This is a genomic window from Rhodomicrobium sp. R_RK_3, assembly GCF_002198715.1.
Taxonomy (GTDB): Bacteria; Pseudomonadota; Alphaproteobacteria; order Rhizobiales; family Rhodomicrobiaceae; genus R-RK-3.
Genome location: NZ_MWLK01000015.1, coordinates 1 through 19,525, shown reverse-complemented (window position 1 = coordinate 19,525; position 19,525 = coordinate 1). Strand labels below are relative to the sequence as shown.

Genomic DNA, 19,525 nt, shown 5'->3' with positions numbered 1-19,525 from the left:
GAAAGCAGCGGCATTAGTTCGGCGCAGCTCGGCGAATTGAAGAAGCGGATAGGCCAGCTAGTGCCTCACACCCGCAGCGAGCGCTCGGAAGACATCGCCCTCGCGTCGACCTGCTGGTCGACGGCGATTTCAGCCAACCCAGAGCACGGATCGGGGCTTCATTAAGATGATGGAAACTGGGGTTTCATCATCCGCCAGGTCCGCAGATCCGATGGGCGCCGTCGCTGGCGTCAATGTGAAGGGGGCTGGTGTTGCGGCGCTAGCGACCACGTCCAGGTTGGCACTGCCTGTCATTCTTCTCGCCGTTTTCGTCATGCCGATCGGGATTTCCGGAACGGCGGTCGCGTTGCCGGGAATTGCACGCGATCTGGGCGCGAACCCCGCACTGCTGCAAGGCGTGGTGAACGGCTTCAATGCGTCTTTCGCCGTTTTCATGCTGGTGTGGGGCGTTCTGTCGGATAGGATCGGCTACAAGATCACGTTTGTGATCGGAACCGTGCTCATGGTCGTCGGCTCGGTGATCAGTGCAGCAGCCCCATCGCTGCTGATGCTCGATGTCGGCCGCGTGGTATGCGGTATCGCCGGCGCGGCGATATTCGCCGGGGCTTCGGCGACGCTCTCTAACGCCTTCCCGCCCGAAGTCCGTGGTCGGAACTTCGCAATCTTTGGATCGACTCTCGGTCTCGGTGGCACCGTCGGGCCGACGCTTGCCGGCTGGCTTATCCCGATCATCGACTGGCGCGGAGTCTTTCTCCTCTACGGCATTGTCGCGGCTGTTGCCTTCTGCTTGAGCCGCCATGTTCCTCATGCACCCCGTTTGAACACGCGGGCAACCAAGGCGGTCGATTTCTCGCTGCTGAAGAATCCGACCTTCCTCGGATTCGCCCTGGTGCCCGTCGCTGACGCGATCGGCTTCATGACCCTCTTCACTTACCTGCCGGTGGCATTGAGCGCGCAACACAACATGGACGCACCCGCCGCAGGTTCACTTCTGCTCCTGATGACTGTCCCGATCTTCGTCAGCCCGATCCTGGTCGCGATGATCATGAAGCGCTTCCCCTCAGTGACCGCGATGGCCGTCATTTACGTGTCGCTCGCCGTGTTGATAATCGGTGATTTCGGCATGTTCCTGCTCGGGCCGTCGCTTCCGATCGGCTGGATCGTCGTCCCAATGATCCTCCTCGGCTTCGGGTGGGGGCTGCCGGCTGGACTTGTCGATGGAGCCGCGATTGGTGCGGTACCGCCTCAAAGCGCCGGGACGGCCGCCGGCATGCTGAACTTTCTGCGGCTTGGAAGCGAAGCCATCGCAATCGGCATCTACGCCGCCGCGATCCACTGGGTCATCGGCGGTGTCGTGGACAATCCGGCGCTTGCGGCCAGGGTTGCTGCTGGCAATGGCGGGCATGGCGATGTCTATGCCGTCGCGTTCCGCACCGTGCTTTGGACGATCATCGTGATGACCGCGCTCACGTCGATCGCGATAGCGATTTGCCACCATCGCAGCGAGAGCGCAAAAGCCGAACAATGACGGACGTTGTTGCCTTGGTGGGTGACTTCCACAGCTGCGGCGAGCTGCCGGGCTCAACGGGGCCCACCTGACCGAATTATACCGGTGCTGAACCGCGGTGCGCCATGATGGCCGCCCGTCCAAAAGGCGAATTACTCATCAGCATGGCGCTATGCCTCCTCGCGAATAGCGCCCTCTTGTTTTTGCGGGATGGCGAGGCCGCCGCCCACTTGCGGCCAGTAAAATTCCAACTACGGAGACGACATCGTGAGCCAACCCCATACTTCGGCAGAAACGGGATCGCGCACCATTCCGATCGTAGCGATCGCCGACCTTGATGCCGATCCGCACGGCGCCTTCCGGCGCTATCGAGGCGAAACCCCTTTCCTTCAGGGCGACGACGGCGCCTATCTCGCAATCCGTGCGGCCGACGTCGAAACGCTGATTACAGATCCACGCACGCGCCAGCTCGAAACCGAGTTTCTGAAGTTGCGCGGTATCACGTCGGGGCCGATCTTCGAGATCATCGGGCAGTCGATGGTGTTCTCGAACGAAGTCCCCCACCGCAGTCGGCGCGCGCCGATGTCGCGCGCCTTCGCCTTCCGCACAGTCGCCGGCATCAGGCCACGGATTCGTGCCGTCGCGGAGGGGCTGATCGAGGCGCGGCTCTCCGAGGGCCGGATGAATCTCCTCGACGACTATGCCGCGCTTATCCCAGCCCTCACCATTGCTAGCATCCTCGGTCTTCCCGACGAGGACCTGCCGAGCTTCACCCGCTCCGTCTATTCCTTCACTCGTGTTCTTAACCCCTCCTTCACCCCTGACGAGGTACCGGACATAACCCGCGCTGCGGCAGAGCTGCTTGATTACGTGGAGCGCCTCGTAGCGGATCGCCGCCACGCGTCCCGCGACGACTTCAGCACAAGCTTCGTGAAGGCGGCCGAAGAGGCCGGCGAGCTTTCCCTAGGTGAGATCTTGTCCCAACTCGTCACGGTCATCGTTGCCGGCAGCGACACTACCCGGGCTGCTATGGCAATTCAGGTCGCTCTGCTTCTTCAGGACCGGCCGCAGTGGGAAGCCGTCTGCTCCAACCCGCCATTAATCCCTGGGACAGTTTCGGAGGCGTTGCGCTATGAGCCGGCCATCGGCTCGGTACCGCGCTTCACCACGGCCGATATTGCGATCGACGGATATGTGATCCCGGCAGGGCGAGTGCTGCGCCTATCCACGATGTCGGCCATGCGCGATACTGCGCTTTATGCCGACCCCGACCGTTTCGACATCCGCCGTTCCGATCATCCGCGGTGGCATCAGGTGTTCGGCGGCGGCGCTCATCGCTGTCTTGGAGAGGCATTGGCGAGGGCAGAACTGGAGGAGGGGTTGGCGGCGCTCGCAGCACGGTTGCCGCGGCTTCAGCTTAGTGGCGAGCCGCCGAGCTTGCAGGGGCATGCGGGCATCCGCAGGATCGGCGCACTGCATGTATCCTGGCCGCAATGACACCAGCGACCTTCGAAGGTCCGGGCTCACGCCCCCGAGGAAATAGGTAAGGCACCTGTTTTCTTCTCACCTACCTATGATATTAGCGCTGAGCTGCCATCAACGGCGGCCAGCGTCTTCAGACCGCTCGATCGGATGCCTGGCGCTCTTCCGTGTCCTGGGCCGGGGGAAGGGTAACCATTGTGGGCGTCAAGGGCCACTCAACCCTTGAGCTCGATGTTCACGTAGCTGAAGCGCTTTCGCAAAGCCGCATCGAGATTGTCGACCGTATCTTCGCTGTTCGAGAACAGACTTCTGTGATTGTAGAAATCCAGGAGCACCTGCGCCGGCCTTGCACGCCGGACCTTCCCTTGCACAACGGTAGTGTCAGCACGCCAGCGCCGGGCCCCAGGATGGGACCGATGGTCAAACGGGATGGCCTTCTCGGCGATGGAGCCTCTCAGGCAATGCAGCAGATAGCAGAGTCGCAGGTTCAGGAACCCCGAGTACGTCATGTAACTCGGAGTTCCTTTCTCGCTTCCGCTATAGCTTGATCAAGCTAGGCATCTGGTCAGCGATTATAAAGCCTCGCTGTCCACGGCTTGCGTGCGCGTCCGTGACTCGCGCTCGCTCAGGCACACCCCCGTTTTCGAGATAGACTGTGCCCTTCAAAGCCGCGCCGCGCTGATCGGCCCGGGCAAAGAACTCTCAAGCGGCGCGTCCACAAACCACCAATGCTGAGCCCGCGTCGGCGCGCAAGCGGCAAGAGTAGCAGCGGCGGCCAACAGTGCCACTAGTCCAATCTTCTTCATCATACCCCTCTATCAGACGGAGCGAGCGGGACACTCGCTTCACGAAGGAAGCTACAGCGCCCTGATGGCTCGTCGAAGTGTGACAGGTGGAATAGTTCCTATTCTAACGCATGATGCGACATTTACATGTGGAACGGCGCTATCGGGGCTACTTCTTCAGGGCGACGACGGCGTTATGAGGCGGCATTGTGACGCCGATATTGCCACTCCTGCTGCGAAGGCAGCTTAGAGCGTTGCCAAGACTCCGCTTTGCGCCCCTCGCTGCGCGATCAGCATTGCCGTGGCCGACCCAGCCTGCTGCGAGTCTCATCGACAAGCTGCAGAGCCCGCTGCAGTTGATCATGGAGGGCGTCAAGATCCTGTGGCAGGTTGTCTTCACCCTTCAGGAGCGCTGGCTCCAAGCACAGGCGCACCAGCCTCTCCAGGGTCAGATCCCGCCAAGGCGCATCCGCGCTGGCGACCTCGAGGGCTTCTTCGCTCAGCCCCTCGGCATCGAGGACAAGCCGGCCGCTGGGTGACAGCATGACCGAGAGACGGGCGTTTTTCAGGACGGCAAGCTCGACAGCCTCTGCGGGAAGCAGGAGCCGGAGCCAGACCTCGCCGCCATCGGCGCTCCTCAACCCGGCCACATATCCATCCGAACCATCCGTCGAGGCTGTGCGCTCAATATAGGCGCACAGCGTCATTGTCTTGCCCATGCGCTTCCTCCGCTCGCGCCGACCGGGCAGGTGGCGCGCATTACGTTGCCCTCACCGAATTATCCTAAAATGGGATAATCCGGAAATGGGATTATTTGCTGAGGCCGCTTTACATCCAGGCTGGCCTCTTCCATGCGCGACACCTTGCGTTCGCCGCGACAGCTCGAGCTGCGCAAGCTGCTGCTCAGGCGGCGCACCGACCATGGCCTGACCCAGGCCGAGCTGGCGAAGCGCCTGGACAAGCCGCAATCCTTCGTCGCCAAATATGAGGGCGGGGAGCGGCGCCTGAGCGTCATCGAATTCATCGACATCGCCGTAGCACTGCAGATCCGCCCCTCCGATCTCCTCGATGAATTGCATGACATCCTCAAATCCTCAGAACGGCAACAACCACCCACCCGCAAAGACACAAAAACAGGGTGAGCCGTTGCGTTCCCGCCGCTACGCACCGACTGAATAAGCATAGCCGAATGCAACCGATTGACGAGGATTTTGAATGCAAATGGGACTGGCGGGGAGATCAAGATAAAGACAGAGCGCTGAGCAGACGGAAAATCCTTGAGTATTCAAGACTTGGCGCGACTCCATATGGAACCTGGCGGCGTGATCATTGCTGAATGTCCCCGGGAATCAAACGCCTATAGCGACTCCATCTTGACGTCTCGGCGCCTGGGGTCACCTCAGTGCCATTCACCGGCAATGGAGCTGCACCAATGGCGGACGATGACCTGGAACTCAAGCTCGGCCGGATCGGCGATGCCGGTCGTGGCCGTCTGCAAAGCCATAGCACCAAGGCGCTTCGCATTGCCGGGCGCACAGGCGCGCGCGCCTTGCGCCGATACGGCCACCTCAAGCCGAGCAGCATACGACGCGGGACGGGCGCGGGCCTGCGCGCCGCCAATGGACTGATCGCCCCGGGCGGACGCCGTGTCATCGTCAAGGCGCGCTATGCGGTCATCAAAGCCGGTGATCTCGGAACCGCTCGTGCGCATCTCCATTACATCCTGCGCGATGGCGTCACACGCGACGGCGAGGCCGGGCAGCTCTACACCACCGGCGGTGACCCTGCCGACGCGGCGGCATTCCTTCAGCGCTCCGAGAACGACCCGCATCAATTCCGCTTCATCATCGCTCCCGAGGATAGTGATCGCATCGCCGATCTGAAGCCGTTCATCCGCGATCTGGTTGCGCAGATGGAGCATGATCTCGATGCCCGCCTCGACTGGGTTGCCGTCGATCACTTCAATACCGGGCATCCCCACACCCATCTCGTGATCCGGGGCCGCGACAAAGACGGCCGGGAGCTGGTGATGGCGCGCGACTATATTGCCTACGGCATCCGTGCACGTGCCCAGGCACTGGTTACACTGGAGCTTGGTCCCGAGACTGAAATCGAGCGCCTGCGGAAATTGACCAAAGAGGTCGAGCAGGAGCGCTTGACGCGTCTTGACCGCAAGATCGTCGGACGGGCGGTGGATGGCATTCTCACTGTCACGGCCGCGCATGCCTCCGACGAGCAGCAGCAGAGCTTGCAGATCGGCCGCCTACAGACGCTCAGCCGGCTTGGCCTTGCCACCGAGCTGCAGTCAGGCGTCTGGCGTCTCGATCCGGCGCTCGAGACGAAGCTGCGCGCACTCGGTGAGCGGGCTGACACCTTTAAGATGATGCAACGCGCATTGCGCGAGGCCGGCATCGAGCGCGGCGCCGCCGACCTTGCGGTCTTCGAGCGCGGCACACGCAAGACGCCGGTCATTGGCAAAGTCGCCGGCGTCGGCAGGGTCGATGAAATCACCGATCGCAGCTGGGTGGTGATCGACGCCCTCGATGGCCGCGCCCACTATGCCGAGCTCGGGCGCGTCGCGCCTTCCGAAGTGCCATCTCATGGCATGGTTGTCGCACTCACCGGCAACCGGCTGAACGGCAAGCCGACCGGAACACCGCGCCTTGAAGTCCTATCGACGGTCGAGCTCAACAAGCTTCCTGCCTATGACGGTCCGACCTGGCTGGATCAGGCGCTGTTGGCGCGCCAACGTCTGGATGACCATTCCCGCGGGTTCGCCGCCGACCTGAAAGAAGCCATCGCTGTCCGCGCTGAGTGGTTGGCAAGCAAAGGGGGCGCCCGTCGAACCTCGACAGGTGAGATTGAGATCAAGCCGCAACTGATCGCAGCCTTGCGCCAGCGCGAAACCCAGCGTCTGGTTGGCATGCTGGCCCGAGAGCTGAAGGCCACCCACCTTCCGCCTGAGCCTGGAGCACGGATCTCCGGCATTTACGAGAGATCGATCTCAACGCCAACCGAGCGGCTGGCGATCATTCGCCGGGAGGATACGTTTACGCTTGCGCCATGGCGGCCATCACTGGAGCCATTCCGTGGTCGCGCTGTTACCGGCATCACGACGCCAAGCCGAGTCAGCTGGTCTCTGGACCGCGGGCGTGGGCTTCCGGGACGTGCATGAATGGAGCTGTGGAGTGGGCGCATATCGCGGCCAAGAACCCGTCCGGCGTGAAGCCAGGTCTGTGGACATGGCGGTATTCGCCGCCATGTCTGGGGATCGCCTCAGTTCGCTAGACGCGGCTGGAAAACCCGTTGGATGGCGTTGCCCAAGGTCTCCAGTGCTTCTCCGGCCTGGGATGCGAGCTTTTGGATGACGCCAAGCTGCTCGGTGATCGACTTTGCCTCAGGCAGAGCTTTGAGACTCTCAAGCGCCATCACGACGGTCTCAAACAGGATCTGGATTTCATAGACCAGCGTGACGATTTCCACACGCATATTGCCCTCGCCATTGGGCGGGGTATTCTCATTTTCAGCCATGCTTACCTCTTCAACAGGTTGCTGGTCAGGTCCGGCGATGGTGTTACCAGCACCTCGTCGGGCCTTTTTCGTTTGCAGGAAAGCGATTCTGCCATACGGTAGCGAAATCGATACTGCAGCTTGATGATGCTGCCCTTAATTCGCTCTGTCAACTCGATTTCGATACTCCATGGCGATAATTACATCCGAGCAATATCGTATGGCGCGCGCCGCATTAAAATTGAGCGTCCGCGATGTGGCCACCATGGCCAACGTCTCGACAAACACGCTGACACGACTTGAAAATGGTGAAGAGTTAAAGCCGCGCACTTTGGAAGCCATCCGGAATGCGCTAGAAAAGGCCGGCGTTGAATTCACAAATGGCGATCAACCAGGTGTGCGAATGAGACGGTCCTCCTGAGGCAGGCTTCGATCATCCTTCAGCTGACCTTATTGGCTACTATAAGCGGCGAGGAGCTTCATCGTCGCGGGCGACTTGAATGACAGGCACGGGACACCGGCCCTACAGCGGGTCGCCGGCTGCTCGAAGATTTCTGGAATGTCCGACAGCTCGTAAAGCAACCATCCTTGAATCGTTACTGCTCCGGAGGGACCGGTCATCAAGTGACAAGCGTGCGCTGACGACGAGGATCTTTTCGGCGAGCGTCCATGCACGATGGAGCGCCTCACGCCTTCGTGCGGGTTCTCGATGACATTGATGACTAGCCGAGATTGATGTCAATCGGCGCGCGACGAAGGTCCTGGTCAGGGCGGTGAACCAGGTCCCAGCCTGTCCCCTGGAAGCTGAGTTCCGTCCACATCCGCAAATCATCGCCTCGATCGCATCCGTAATCGAAAAGCGGCAGGTCGGGCGTCAGAACAATATCGGGTAATTGCAAGTTTGATCGGACAGGCGATCCTCTCATGCATTCACCTTTACGCCGCCTGCAACACTAACGAAGCAAAGGCATCAATCTTGCGCAGATCCTTATTTCCAGCCAAGTACGCGATCCCGCGATGCAGGTGGAGCCTAAACTGCTGTGCGAGCGTTTCAGCATCAGTACCGAGTCCGTCGCGGACGCAGCGCTCTTTCAAAATTGCCATATAAAGATCGGCATAGCGGCCACCGAACACCTTCCAGCTCATTTCAACATTGCTGTCCGCCGGTATTTTCGCAATAGACGGCACACTCTGCTCTGATAAGGACACGCAATACGCCCAGCGGCACAGGACGTTCCAGTGCTCAATTCCTGTCACTCGCTTGAGCTTTACAAGCTGGTCCTTGGCCTGTTGCGACAATCTGATGTGGTCTACCGCCATTACGCCGCCTCCCGCGCTTCGAGATAACCGGACCTAACGCACGTCTCGCCCGCCTCATCGTCGTAGGAAAGCCAATATGTTCGTCCGATCCATGGGGTCAAACGCGCAAGATATTCGCCTGCAATCTCCTCATCTGTGGAAAGAAGTAAAACCTGGTGGCTAGCATATGGCAGATAACGTTCAACTAGATGCATGCGATGAACGGAATCAAGCCGCCCCAGTGGCGTGTCGATCGCAGTCGGCAAGGGCCGCCCCGAAGCCTTGGCGAGCCCCCACAGCAAGGCAATTGCAAGGAGCTGACGCTCGCCAGCCGACAATCTTTCTGCGCTCAGCACATCACCGTCCCGGCCAAAGAGCGTTAGGGCGTAGCTCTCGGGATCGATAGATAGACGGGTTACGAGTGCCCCCTTGCGCAGAAGCTGCTGGTAACTTTCAAGAACGAGCTGCTCTATTCGGCGAACATGTCGATCAATAACGGCGCGGCGGAACGCGCCAAGCGTGACCCGCACCTTTTCTGAATGGCGGAGTATGCGGGAGCGATCGTCGCGGGCGCCTTTTTCGTTTGCATCAGCCTCTATCAGGCGCGCAAGCGCTTGTTCCTTGCGCTCCAACTCGCGCTCCTGACGCTCTATATCTTGCCCCATAGCCGCATACGTAGTGTCCAGCTCCGCCAGTTCTTGCTTTAGCGTCTCGCGAGCCGTGGCAACTCGGGCAATGGTATCGGCGCTCGGAACATTTTCATATTCGATCCGTGCCTGGGCCGCCGCCGCTTCCAGCTTTTTCTGACGCTTGAGAAGGCGCGCAGTATCAGCAGCGATTTCATCGAGATCGCCCCGTAGCAAGGCATGAAGATCACTGCGAACTTCGGGCGCAATGTCCAGAACAGTTTCTTTCTTGCCAAGCGCCTGCCGTGCGGTTCGGTCCGCGTCGAAGAATTCCTTCAACACGTCGATGGCGGTTTGATCAGCGGACTTTGTGCGCATATGCTTTAGTGCTGCGCGGTCTCGGGCTTTGAGGACTTCGAACAAATCGCGGGCGCGCCGGCATTCTTCTTCGTGGCGATCACGGGATTCGGTTGATTCCAGCAGCACACGGACAAGCAACAAAGGCAGCGGTCCTGCTGCAAGGTCACGCAAGGTAGCCTCTCCATCCTTGAGGGCTTGCTGGGCTTCCGCCCACCTTCGTTCGACGTCCTCTCTTTGGTCATAGAGAGTGCCGCCCAGCTTGCGATAATTGTCCTCAACCTCGTGGAACGCACGCTGCGTTCGGCCGATCCGATGAGTTCGCAGCGCGGCGCGCTCTTGCTTCAATGCTTCAACGCGCCTGCGCAAATCCCGCAGCGTATCCTGAGCCGCGGCGATCTCGGCATGAAGCGCATCATCCTTGTTCTCGGTACGCTTGCGGCGCTCATAGACCTGAAGATCCTTCTCAAGCTGATCGACCATATCCAGGCCGAGAAGATTCTGAATGGCGGCGCCAATCAGCGCGGAGGAGTCCTGCTGCGAGGCATAGGCTTCAACCTGTTCTCCGTCGAATAGGAACAGGTGGGCGATGTTCGCAGGGAAAAACTCCTCGACCTGGCTCGCCCAGTTATCAGAAAGTGCCGGCTCCGGCGCGCCGTTTTTCAAAACCTCGAAATGCTCCTTGCAGCCGCCGCCGTTGCGCCGCCATGACCTGTGCAATCTGTAACGTTCCTCACGCCCTTCGACGGTGTGTCGGAAGTTGATTTCGATTGAGGCCCCATTCGCGGCCCCTCTGTGGATCGAACGCGAAAGATATTCCGAATAAGCGAGCGTGCCACGATTTGAAATTCGGGCGTGCGGCCCGAAGAGGCAGAGCTGCAGGGCATCCAGAAAGGTGGTCTTCCCGCCCCCGTTAAGACCGCCGATCAGGATGATAGGTTTGTCCGGCGAGGGCGGCGTGAGTGAAATGGTTTGAGAGCCGGCATAAAGTCCGAAATTGTGCAGCGTAATATCGTCGAGAATCATCGCCGAACCTCATCGCGGTCAAACAGGTCCGGTGCTTCTTGAACCATCGGCAATGTTTCGTCGAAGACACGCTCTTGCGCCATGTCAAGCGCGTCGCGGCGTTGCCGGGCCCGAGCGACCGCGTCGTCTTCGCCGTCATAGAATCCACGATGGAAGGCTTGTTCAAGCGCCTCGAACAGACCGGCCCGACGCAGCATGGATTTGTGACGCTTCTCAATGGAAAGCAGTTCGCGGGTAAGCTGGAAATGCAAATCGTCGTCGCCGCATAAATCGCGCAAAAGCACCATTTCGGTCGCACCCATAACCAGGTTGTCATCAAGGCGCCCGCCCGGATAGGGCCGCTCTGTCGCTTCCTCATAGACGCGAGGAAGACTGTCCTCAATCTCGTGCTTCTCGACAACCCATATGCGGCGAATTTCGTCAAGTTCTTCAAGTGTGATCAGTTCGATATCGCGCACTTCGGCAGGGCCATTCTCGCGGATGTGCCTTTGCGACCATAACACCTTGCGTAGCCAGTCTTCGCGGACCTTCTGCTTATAGGGGCCAGGAATAGGACGGTCATTGAAGAGCTGAACGGCCCCGTTCATGCGGCGAAAATCCCGTAGCGGCCGGTCTGCATCCGGCGTCTTTGGCGGGTCCAGTTCGTTACGCAACTCAAGGAGCGGCAGCATCCATTCTTTCTCTTCATCGTTCTGGATCATGGCGTGCATTGACTTGTCCTTCTCGACAAGCGTGCATACCCAGCAGCCGAAGCGACTGTCGCCGCAGCTTGGCGTGCTGGTGTCAACGACGAGCGGGCATTCGCCGCCGGCCGTCGCGCCCTGGTACATCGTCAGCAGATCCTTATTGTTGTAGCCCCAAGGGTTCACAACCTGCATCAGGTACATCCAGACATCGTCATTCGTCCAGTCTTCTAGCGGCGTGTAAACGAATGAGTTTGGCAGGCTCCCGTTGGGACTTAGACGCTCCCGCACGCGCCTTTCCTCGAACCTGTCCATGACGCGTGCGCGCGCTGTACTCTCAGCCTTACGCGAACCGAGAACAAGAATGGCTTCGCCGTGTTTTTGAACGACGGAACTGATGAATTGTGTTGAGGGGGTAATCTTCAGTCGTTCCGTACACCACCGAAACTTGGGCCGGGGAGCGGGATAGCCTCGTCCGATCAAATTGACCCAAAAGGTATTTCCCGGCGGGGGCGTGAGCCGATGTGCTGTGAGAGGCAAGCGTTGCCGGCTGGCCTCGGCGCTCATCTTTTCAAGAGACTTGGAGACCCAGAGCGCAACAATCGGGTTTTCGACAAGAGTATCCGTGCTGATGACATAAACAGGTTTCTTGCGCTGTTGCTCAGGGAGAGTTTCAAGCGCGCGCCAGACAAGCTGCAGGGCGGCAGTTGAATCCTTCCCGCCACTGTAGCCAATAACCCATGGAATTTCGTCGCTGGCGTACAGATCGGCAACTTCCTGCATCGCAACGGCGATCGTTTTCTTAAACCCACTTTTGGCAAAGGCCGAAAATGGTTTGTTGTTATCGCTTTTACGAGCCATTGTTCCCCCGACTCAGTGCATCTTCAACGCGTTGCTCCTCGGGCGACAACGCAAGGCCCAGATGATTCTTTATAGCATTAGCGGTCAGAATAACATTCTGGTGCGCTTTTGAAACCCGCCCGCCCAATAAAGCGCGACCTTCCCACAGGTTGCTGTTGGATCGACGCCAGTTTACAGCTTCAATATTGGCAAGTTTAGCTTGCCATTGCTTCGGGTGGCGCTGAATTAAACTGCGTCCCGCGCGGGCCAGGGCTTGCAATACAACGCCATGGGTGTGAATAAAGTCAGCGCGAACCTCGCCAGCCGAAAGCTCGCCTCGCCGCACACGCCCCCATTCACCAATATGGCCAGCCACCGCCTCCCAGAAGCTAAGCGCCAGTTCAGCCGATTCCCTCGGCGCTGTCTCTTGCATTCCGCTCAACAGCTCGTCTGTCGCATGATAGATGGCGCTCAGTGTGAAAAGCCGCCCCGAACGCGGCGACAAGCTCGTCTTTTCGAGCTCGATGACATCCCGAAAGACGGAGGATTTTGCAATAAGCGCCTTAGCGAGCCGAGCCGTCTCGTCGCGGTAATCATAAAGAATGCTCAATGATGAAGAAGGCCTAATCGCGTAGCGGTTCAGGTCAGCAAACATCTGCTGGCAGCGGGCAAGGCCGATATCGAGAAAGAATACAACAGCGATACTTTCATCGCCCAGTTCCGGTTTTTCGCGCAGCGCCCGGTCTATAGCTGCGCGGCGATGCTGACCGTCATTGATGATGAAGCGGGCCGACATTGGTATGTGCAGCAAACCGATGCGGCCGGCGTCCCCCTCCATTGCAAGCCGCTCGAAATTCACGGCGGCGTCGATGGAAACGGTAATTGCCGAGAAAACATAGTCGTTGGGGTTCTCAGTAATATAACGGGACAGCTCTGGAAGCCTTGCCTTGTTAAGTTGGCGCTGCGCCCTGAGTTCTGGAACCAGCTCTTCCTCATCAAAAAGAAACAACTTTGGTAAAAGCCGCATGGGACACATGGATACATAGTATTCCCTTTGTGCCTGGATGCCTCTTATGGCTGGGAATACATATTCAAATCCGTTGCTCATCTACTTGCCTGCGGCTAACCAATTATGCGATACAAACATAATGAATCATTTTGGGACTCGTTTGTCAAACATGAAACGTACGTTTGGGTCAGTAGACATACACAAAGCGGCGCCGATATATCTCGACTGCAACGCGACCGCCCCGATCGAGCCCGCTGTTCGGGACGCGATTGTTAGCTGGCTGCTGGAGGAGGTTGGAAACGCTGGGAGCCGTACTCACGAATACGGCGTGCGGGCCAAACGGGCTGTGCAGACCGCGCGCGAGCAAGTCGCGGCGGTCGTCGAGGCAAGCACGGACGAGATCGTGTTCACAAGCGGCGCGACGGAAAGCAACAATTTGGCCATTCTCGGCATGGCGCCGCACGCCGAGACGACAGGTCGTCGCCACATCGTCTCCACGGCGATCGAGCATAAAGCCGTGCTGGAGCCGCTGGAAGCGCTCGCGGCAAGAGGATTCGCCGTCACGCTTATCAAGCCGAACCTAAGCGGTGTGGTGAACCCAGACGCAATACGCGCCGCGCTTCGCCCCGACACCTCGCTTGTGTCGGTCATGCATGTGAACAACGAGACGGGCACACGGCAGCCGATTGAAGAAATTGCTGGCGCCCTAGATGGCCATGCTGCGTATTTCCACGTCGATGCTGCGCAGGGGTTCGGCAAGGACCTGGACGGGCTGGACCGTCCGCGAATTGATCTGATCAGCATTAGCTCGCACAAAGTCTACGGTCCGGTCGGAGTAGGCGCGCTTGTCGCCAGACGGCGCGGCTTCAAGAAGCCGCCTCTCGCACCGCTCTCCTACGGTGGCGGACAAGAGCGCGGGCTTCGTCCCGGCACATTGCCGGTCCCGTTAATCATAGGTTTCGGACTGGCGGCAGAACTCGCCCGCAAGAACGCGAAGGAGCGGCGGGAGCGCTGCGTGGCAATTCGCACGAAGGCCGTCGCCGCGCTGCAATCACTAGAAATTCGCCTGCATGGCGATCCGGAATACACACTCCCGCATGTGCTGAACTTCTCTGTCGAGGGAATTGACTCGGAAGCACTCATGGTCGCGCTCAAGGACCTTGTTGCAGTGTCAAACGGCTCGGCCTGCACGTCCCAAAGTTACGAACCAAGCCACGTCCTTACCGCTATGGGGCTGCCGGAAATGGCAATTGCCGGTGCCGTGCGCCTATCCTGGTGTCACATGACCCCGGATGTGGACTGGCAGGCGATTGCGCAGCGAGTCGAATCGCTGCGATAGTTAGGGTAGACAATCAGCACGGCTGGGCAGCGTAACCCTGAAAACTTTCCTGTTGATAACTGAGCTTTTGTAAAGCAGACTCTCCCCCGTAAGTTAATAAATTAGCCAATTCGGCACGAAAACGCTGGTATATGAGGCGCATATCGTGGTGAGTAGCGTTTGCAGTGCTATAAGAGGGAGCGTTTCTCAAGTATCCGGGGGGATGCATACAATCAATGAGTTTACGAGATATTCTATACCAAGACGATTACCGGTCTGGTTACGATAATATCGTTGAGGATTTTTTTCGACCGTCGTTGCGCGAAGCAGAACTATACTGGCGAGCTGTCGGATATTTTTCCAGCTCTGCGCTTGAGGCGTTCGGCGCTCCGCTGGGCGAGTTCATAAAGAAGGGCGGGCTGATCAGGCTTGTCACGTCCGTCGAGCTTTCGGAGGGCGATCTCAGGGCCATCGAAAACGGGGCGGTTAGGCAGGATATCTGCGCGCGACGCCTTGAACAGATTATCGAGACGGACTTCGCCGACGGTGTCGGTGACGGAGTTGCACGCCTCGCGCGGTTGCTTGAGATGGGGCGGTTGGAAGTCCAGATCGCAATCCCCAAAACAGGCGCTGGCATCTATCATGAAAAGATCGGACTTTTCATTGACGGCGAGGATTACGTTGCCTTTACCGGATCGTCGAATGAAAGCCGCAACGCCTTCGAGAACAACCGGGAATGCGTCGATGTATATTCGTCGTGGGGCAGCACCATACGAGCGGCCCGCAAACGCGAGCATTTTGAAGCGCTCTGGAACCGCGCTGATAAGGGCGTAGAAGTATATAGCTTCCCCGAAGCAGCGCAAAAAAAACTGCTGCGCGTATGCGGTGAATGGGAAGCCGGGCGGCGGCAGACACAGCAACAGAGCCAAAAATGGCGGCACCAGGACGAGGCTGTCGCGACGTTTCTCGCTGCAGAGCGGGGCGTGCTCAACATGGCGACCGGCACAGGCAAAACTCGCACTGCAATGAAGATTTTGCAGGCGCTTGTTGAGCGGGACGAAATCGACACCGTTATCGTGTGCACGGACGGTAACGATCTGCTCGATCAGTGGTATAGCGAGCTTTTAGCGGTCCGTAAGACGATCGGGCGCGATCTTCGGGTTTTCCGACACTACAGAGATATGAAGGAAACACAGGGCTTTGTGCTCGATCCGCGCAATGCCATCCTGCTTGTTTCACGGGAGCCTGTGGCTTCCGCGCTCCGTCAACTCGGCAGGAACCAGGCTCGACGGGCGCTCCTGATACACGACGAGGTTCATGGGCTGGGAAGTCCCGGCAATCGCACGCGGCTCGCGAGCCTTTCAGACAATGTGCGTTTCCGGCTGGGATTAAGTGCGACACCCGAGCGTGAGTATGATCATGAAGGCAATGCTTTTATCGAGGATCACATCGGCCCAGTCTTAATGACGTTCGGCCTGCGTGAAGCCATCGCACGGGGTATTCTTGCTCCGTTCAATTACTACCCGCTGCACTTCGCCCTCACCGACGCTGATCGCGAGCGCATTGCTGCCATCTACCGCCGACGTAAAGCACGTGAAGCAGCCGGCAATCCCATGAGCGACACCGAACTGTGGATAGAGATCGCACGGGTGTATAAGACATCTGAAGCGAAGCTGCCGGTTTTCACAAATTTCATTAAGAATCACGAAGACCTTCTAAGGCGTTGCATCATCTTTACGGAAACGATGGAATACGGCGACGCCGTTCTCGATATAGTTCATAAATACCGCCCCGATTTCCATACCTATTACTCCGGTGAGCAAGCGGAAACCTTACGAAAATTCGCCAGAGGAGACCTTGAATGCCTGATAACCTGCCATCGCCTGTCTGAAGGCATTGACATCAAGTCTCTTAGCACTGTGATTTTATTTTCTTCGGAAAGAGCGCGCCTTGAGACAATCCAGCGTATTGGTCGGTGCCTGCGAACGAACCCCGATAACCCGCAAAAGATAGCGAATATCGTTGATTTCATACGCGAGGGCGGAGAACACGATGATCCGAATGCCGACGAGCAGCGCCGGGACTGGCTGACGGACCTGTCCACACTCAGGCCGGCGGAATGAGGGTATGAGTGTGGACCCGAAAATAATAGAAGCGATCGAACTAGCCGTCACGAAGGCTGGCCAGCCAGAAGGACTGGCGCGAAAACTCGCGCGTTGGTTTGAGGCAATCGCTTCCGGCAACGAGAATATCAATGCAACGCAGTCGGCCAACCGGCATCTGGAGCTGTTGTATGACGAAACACAGCCCCCCTCATTGGAGAAATTGCTGGAAGAGCTGGTCGGGGAATCGTCCTCGGAGGAACTGACCTGATGCCCGCAACCATGCGCATTCTTGGGTGGAAGGCGGAAGGACTGCGATGTCCGGATCACGAGATTGACTGCTGCGACGCCAATGGCCAGCCACACGGCATATCCCTAATTCAGATGCCAAATGGCACCGGAAAGACCACGACACTGTCTCTGCTTCGCGCAGCGCTTTCGGGCGCAGCCGCGAACGGCACCTGGGACCGAGGGCGCGTTCGAGAACTGCGCAAGAAGGGCGGGGATGCCGCTGAGGGCCTATTCGAACTCAAGCTTACGCTCAACGACAAGCGCATCACCGTCAAGATGGAGTTCGATTTCGAAACCGGTCGCGTCGAATATAAAACTACGTGGGGATCAGGACAGGAGGAAGGGTTCAATCCGCCTTTTGAGCTCCGCCGGTTCATGAATGAGGATTTCGTTAACTTCTATGTCTTCGATGGGGAGCTGGCCGAGAATCTTCTCAACAAGCGACACACTGACGCCGAACAGGCGGTGGAAAGCCTATTTCAGGTCCATCTGCTAAATCGGATGGCCGACAAGGTTTCGGCTTATTGGGATGAACAGACCCGCAGCGTGACTGCCAAGGACGAGACTGGATACACGCGTCGGAAGAACAGACTGGAAGCATGGCGCAAGCGTCATTCAGAGCTGGTGGCGGAAAGGTCGGCGCTTGACAAGCGGCTGGCGGAAACCAGCGGGCAGCTGATACGCCAGGAGGAGCGATACAAGCGCGAAATCACGAAGGAAGAGGACCGGGCGAAGAAGATTGGCAGAGCCGAGAGCATAGCGGACAGCCTGCGGGGCGAGGTCCGGGAAGGTGCGCTATCGCTGCTCGACGAAATGAGAGATCCGCAGGCCCTGTCACCGGCATTCGCCGCTGCCATGTTCGAACTTAAGTCCGGTCTCGACCGAGCCAAGCTACCCGAAAGCGCGGCACGGGAATTTTTCGAAGATTTAGCCAAGGAAGATGAGTGTGTATGTGGACGCATTATCGATGACGAAATCCGGACAGTCATCAGAACGCGCGCCAAAAAATATCTGGGTTCAGATGATGTGAATGTGCTGAACCAGATGAAATCCGCGATTTCGGACGCGGTCGGACAATCGAGAACCCAAGCGGCCGCAGCGCTGTCGGAAAATATCAGGCATGTAGCAGGCTTGGTAACCAACCTCCAATCGGCTCAAAACGATCTGGACGAACTTAAGCATGCGGCGGAGCAAACTGATCCGGACGTGGCCAAAGCGAAGGATGAAATTGACCGTTTAAAAGCGGACAAAGATAATATTGAGAAAGAACTGCGGCGATTTAAGGGAAAAGACGATAGAGTGCGGCTGGACCGCATCAGCACTGTTGATCCGGAGCGCGTATTTGCGATCGAGACAATCGAGGCCGGTATAAATGTGCTAGAAGACCAAGTCGATGAAGTCACGAATACACGTACGCTGCGTCAGAAGCGCGATATCCTAACGAGAATTATCAAGAGCGCCCACGAAAGAGCCAAGAAGGCAATCATGGCCGAAATCCGGGACGAGGCGAATGCCCGGATAGAAACCCTGATGCCGCATAATAACATCCGCATCGACGAAATCGACCGTTGTTTGGTCCTGCGAGGGCAGTCGGGAGGAAGTGTCGGCGAAACCCTTTCTGTCGGTTACGCATTCTTGTCAACCTTGTTTGACCGGACGGATGAGCACCGGCTCCCGTTCGTCGTTGATAGCCCCGCCAACCCGATTGATTTCGACATCCGGACGAATATAGGCGAGCTGGTGCCCAAGCTGACGGGCCAGTTCATTGCCTTCATGATCTCCTCGGAACGGGAAAAATTCCTGGCAAGCCTAAAGAAGGCCAGCAATGGCGATATTCAGTACGTCACATTGTTTAGAAAAGGGGCCAGCCACCTCGAATCGAAAGCCATGGACACTCCCCTATGCGTGACCACGAATGACGGTTTTCGGGTTACAGGCGAACAATTCTTCAACGAGTTTCAACTCGACGCCGAGGAGGTCTGATGGATTTCGCCATAAGAAAGGATGCTCGCGACTGGTTTAAGGACATCAGGCCGGATTTCGCGGCTTTGCCTGGCACAGCTTCCGCGCCGGACTTCGATGCTTTCTATTTTTGTTTCATCGCCGGCATCGCAGCCATACGCAAAAAGGATGTCCTTGCAGCGGAAACCGCCACGCTGGTCGAGAACTTTCCCGGTCCATACAGGAACCGTGGAAATCTTCTGATCGCTATGTTCCTAAGCCGGGAGCTGGACTATCTCGGCGTGGAAATAACAGAAAAGAAAGCAGTCCATGCCGCGATTTCGAGGCTCGTTGATCCGGGCGCGCCCAATCATCTTAGCGATGACGGAGTGCGCGAATTCAACAAATATGCACACGGCGGCTATGACGTATTACTCGATTGGTTCGATGATCGCCCACGATCCCTGGAAACGTTTCTCCGTGCATTTAAGGTCAAATTGGATGGTGCGCTTTCACTTGGAAAGGCAGCCTGATTCTCGGGTCGATCAAGTCAACTCACTTCAATCAAGCTGGTACTCGAACAAATCACACTTTTCAGGTGCCGAAATATTAGCTCGGATTATGCATGGGATGACGACGGCATCGGCGACTTTATCGAAGCCCGGTCTGTCGTAAGCGGGCCTTCTTTCCCACCTATCGGCCGGGCTCAGGCGGTGGCGTAATGCCGGTCCATGAGCGATGGTTTTGAC

Annotated in this window: 18 protein-coding genes; 10 read left to right on the top strand and 8 right to left on the bottom strand. The window is 58.0% G+C overall.

Going from position 1 to position 19,525, the window contains the following annotated elements; genetic code table 11:
- Window positions 1–211 precede the first annotated feature (211 nt).
- The gene (locus BLEFHOIH_RS06900) at window positions 212–1,528 is read left to right on the top strand and encodes an MFS transporter (RefSeq protein WP_170937039.1); all 1,317 of its coding nucleotides are present in this window, start codon (window positions 212–214) and stop codon (window positions 1,526–1,528) included.
- Window positions 1,529–1,774: 246 nt separating this feature from the next.
- Window positions 1,775–3,004: a cytochrome P450 gene (locus BLEFHOIH_RS06895; RefSeq protein ID WP_088343796.1), complete on the top strand. Its 1,230-nt coding sequence runs from the start codon at window positions 1,775–1,777 to the stop codon at window positions 3,002–3,004.
- Window positions 3,005–3,204: 200 nt separating this feature from the next.
- Here the strand turns inward: BLEFHOIH_RS06895 and BLEFHOIH_RS06890 are convergent, their stop codons facing one another.
- Together BLEFHOIH_RS06890 and BLEFHOIH_RS26140 are read right to left on the bottom strand one after the other, a co-directional pair.
- Entirely contained in the window at window positions 3,205–3,498 is a 294-nt protein-coding gene (locus BLEFHOIH_RS06890; RefSeq protein WP_088343795.1) for a hypothetical protein, read from the bottom strand.
- A 566-nt stretch (window positions 3,499–4,064) separates the two neighbouring features.
- Complete coding sequence (locus tag BLEFHOIH_RS26140; protein ID WP_125461615.1) at window positions 4,065–4,493, bottom strand: hypothetical protein; 429 nt, start codon at window positions 4,491–4,493, stop codon at window positions 4,065–4,067.
- 132 nt (window positions 4,494–4,625) lie between these two features.
- Here BLEFHOIH_RS26140 and BLEFHOIH_RS06880 point away from each other — a divergent pair, with 132 nt between their 5' ends.
- The gene (locus BLEFHOIH_RS06880; RefSeq protein WP_088343793.1) at window positions 4,626–4,916 is read left to right on the top strand and encodes a helix-turn-helix transcriptional regulator; all 291 of its coding nucleotides are present in this window, start codon (window positions 4,626–4,628) and stop codon (window positions 4,914–4,916) included.
- Between the two features lie 290 nt (window positions 4,917–5,206).
- Window positions 5,207–6,949, top strand: coding sequence for a DUF3363 domain-containing protein (locus BLEFHOIH_RS06875; protein WP_088343792.1), 1,743 nt, complete (start codon window positions 5,207–5,209; stop codon window positions 6,947–6,949).
- A 101-nt stretch (window positions 6,950–7,050) separates the two neighbouring features.
- Here BLEFHOIH_RS06875 and BLEFHOIH_RS06870 read toward each other — a convergent pair whose 3' ends face one another.
- Complete coding sequence (locus BLEFHOIH_RS06870; protein WP_088343791.1) at window positions 7,051–7,305, bottom strand: hypothetical protein; 255 nt, start codon at window positions 7,303–7,305, stop codon at window positions 7,051–7,053.
- Window positions 7,306–7,474: 169 nt separating this feature from the next.
- Between BLEFHOIH_RS06870 and BLEFHOIH_RS06865 the strand changes: the two genes are divergently transcribed.
- On the top strand, window positions 7,475–7,705 hold the full coding sequence (locus BLEFHOIH_RS06865; RefSeq protein ID WP_245296898.1) for a helix-turn-helix transcriptional regulator: 231 nt from the start codon (window positions 7,475–7,477) through the stop codon (window positions 7,703–7,705).
- Window positions 7,706–8,220: 515 nt separating this feature from the next.
- Here the strand turns inward: BLEFHOIH_RS06865 and dndE are convergent.
- From dndE to dndB, 4 genes are read right to left on the bottom strand one after another with little or no spacing between them, the layout of a single operon-like run.
- Window positions 8,221–8,604, bottom strand: a complete 384-nt coding sequence (dndE, locus tag BLEFHOIH_RS06860; protein ID WP_088343790.1) for a DNA sulfur modification protein DndE — start codon at window positions 8,602–8,604, stop codon at window positions 8,221–8,223.
- Window positions 8,604–10,592, bottom strand: a complete 1,989-nt coding sequence (dndD, locus tag BLEFHOIH_RS06855) for a DNA sulfur modification protein DndD (RefSeq protein ID WP_088343789.1) — start codon at window positions 10,590–10,592, stop codon at window positions 8,604–8,606. The genes dndE and dndD overlap by 1 nt, the downstream gene beginning before the upstream one ends.
- Window positions 10,589–12,136: a DNA phosphorothioation system sulfurtransferase DndC gene (gene dndC / locus BLEFHOIH_RS06850; RefSeq protein ID WP_088343788.1), complete on the bottom strand. Its 1,548-nt coding sequence runs from the start codon at window positions 12,134–12,136 to the stop codon at window positions 10,589–10,591. Before dndC ends, dndD begins: the two co-directional genes overlap by 4 nt.
- On the bottom strand, window positions 12,126–13,223 hold the full coding sequence (gene dndB, locus BLEFHOIH_RS06845; RefSeq protein ID WP_088343787.1) for a DNA sulfur modification protein DndB: 1,098 nt from the start codon (window positions 13,221–13,223) through the stop codon (window positions 12,126–12,128). The genes dndC and dndB overlap by 11 nt, the downstream gene beginning before the upstream one ends.
- Before the next feature lie 70 nt (window positions 13,224–13,293).
- On the opposite strand from dndB, the gene dndA reads away from it, so the two are divergent.
- The 5 genes from dndA (at window position 13,294) to BLEFHOIH_RS06820 (ending at window position 19,309) form a co-directional block, all read left to right on the top strand.
- Window positions 13,294–14,463 carry a cysteine desulfurase DndA gene (gene dndA / locus BLEFHOIH_RS06840; protein WP_245296897.1) on the top strand — a complete coding sequence of 390 codons (1,170 nt, stop codon included), beginning with the start codon at window positions 13,294–13,296 and terminating at the stop codon, window positions 14,461–14,463.
- A gap of 215 nt (window positions 14,464–14,678) precedes the next feature.
- A complete protein-coding gene (locus BLEFHOIH_RS06835; RefSeq protein WP_088343785.1) occupies window positions 14,679–16,565 on the top strand; it encodes a DEAD/DEAH box helicase family protein in 1,887 nt (628 codons plus the stop codon).
- Between the two features lie 4 nt (window positions 16,566–16,569).
- Window positions 16,570–16,815: a CxC ATPase DNA modification system associated small protein gene (locus BLEFHOIH_RS06830; RefSeq protein ID WP_088343784.1), complete on the top strand. Its 246-nt coding sequence runs from the start codon at window positions 16,570–16,572 to the stop codon at window positions 16,813–16,815.
- Window positions 16,815–18,818: an AAA family ATPase gene (locus BLEFHOIH_RS06825; RefSeq protein ID WP_088343783.1), complete on the top strand. Its 2,004-nt coding sequence runs from the start codon at window positions 16,815–16,817 to the stop codon at window positions 18,816–18,818. The genes BLEFHOIH_RS06830 and BLEFHOIH_RS06825 overlap by 1 nt, the downstream gene beginning before the upstream one ends.
- Window positions 18,818–19,309: a hypothetical protein gene (locus tag BLEFHOIH_RS06820; protein WP_245296896.1), complete on the top strand. Its 492-nt coding sequence runs from the start codon at window positions 18,818–18,820 to the stop codon at window positions 19,307–19,309. The genes BLEFHOIH_RS06825 and BLEFHOIH_RS06820 overlap by 1 nt, the downstream gene beginning before the upstream one ends.
- A gap of 27 nt (window positions 19,310–19,336) precedes the next feature.
- Here BLEFHOIH_RS06820 and BLEFHOIH_RS27000 read toward each other — a convergent pair.
- On the bottom strand, window positions 19,337–19,525 hold a 189-nt coding region (locus tag BLEFHOIH_RS27000), incomplete at its 5' end, for a hypothetical protein (RefSeq protein WP_210191843.1).

What these genes read in the sequence shown, in the direction of transcription:
- BLEFHOIH_RS06900 (WP_170937039.1), top strand. Translation starts at nt 212, where the DNA reads ATGGGCGCCGTCGCTGGCGTCAATGTGAAGGGGGCTGGTGTTGCGGCG.
- BLEFHOIH_RS06890 (WP_088343795.1), bottom strand. Translation starts at nt 3,498, where the DNA reads ATGACGTACTCGGGGTTCCTGAACCTGCGACTCTGCTATCTGCTGCAT.
- BLEFHOIH_RS26140 (WP_125461615.1), bottom strand. Translation starts at nt 4,493, where the DNA reads ATGGGCAAGACAATGACGCTGTGCGCCTATATTGAGCGCACAGCCTCG.
- BLEFHOIH_RS06880 (WP_088343793.1), top strand. Translation starts at nt 4,626, where the DNA reads ATGCGCGACACCTTGCGTTCGCCGCGACAGCTCGAGCTGCGCAAGCTG.
- BLEFHOIH_RS06875 (WP_088343792.1), top strand. Translation starts at nt 5,207, where the DNA reads ATGGCGGACGATGACCTGGAACTCAAGCTCGGCCGGATCGGCGATGCC.
- BLEFHOIH_RS06870 (WP_088343791.1), bottom strand. Translation starts at nt 7,305, where the DNA reads ATGGCTGAAAATGAGAATACCCCGCCCAATGGCGAGGGCAATATGCGT.
- BLEFHOIH_RS06865 (WP_245296898.1), top strand. Translation starts at nt 7,475, where the DNA reads ATGGCGATAATTACATCCGAGCAATATCGTATGGCGCGCGCCGCATTA.
- dndE (WP_088343790.1), bottom strand. Translation starts at nt 8,604, where the DNA reads ATGGCGGTAGACCACATCAGATTGTCGCAACAGGCCAAGGACCAGCTT.
- dndD (WP_088343789.1), bottom strand. Translation starts at nt 10,592, where the DNA reads ATGATTCTCGACGATATTACGCTGCACAATTTCGGACTTTATGCCGGC.
- dndC (WP_088343788.1), bottom strand. Translation starts at nt 12,136, where the DNA reads ATGGCTCGTAAAAGCGATAACAACAAACCATTTTCGGCCTTTGCCAAA.
- dndB (WP_088343787.1), bottom strand. Translation starts at nt 13,223, where the DNA reads ATGAGCAACGGATTTGAATATGTATTCCCAGCCATAAGAGGCATCCAG.
- dndA (WP_245296897.1), top strand. Translation starts at nt 13,294, where the DNA reads ATGAAACGTACGTTTGGGTCAGTAGACATACACAAAGCGGCGCCGATA.
- BLEFHOIH_RS06835 (WP_088343785.1), top strand. Translation starts at nt 14,679, where the DNA reads ATGAGTTTACGAGATATTCTATACCAAGACGATTACCGGTCTGGTTAC.
- BLEFHOIH_RS06830 (WP_088343784.1), top strand. Translation starts at nt 16,570, where the DNA reads ATGAGTGTGGACCCGAAAATAATAGAAGCGATCGAACTAGCCGTCACG.
- BLEFHOIH_RS06825 (WP_088343783.1), top strand. Translation starts at nt 16,815, where the DNA reads ATGCCCGCAACCATGCGCATTCTTGGGTGGAAGGCGGAAGGACTGCGA.
- BLEFHOIH_RS06820 (WP_245296896.1), top strand. Translation starts at nt 18,818, where the DNA reads ATGGATTTCGCCATAAGAAAGGATGCTCGCGACTGGTTTAAGGACATC.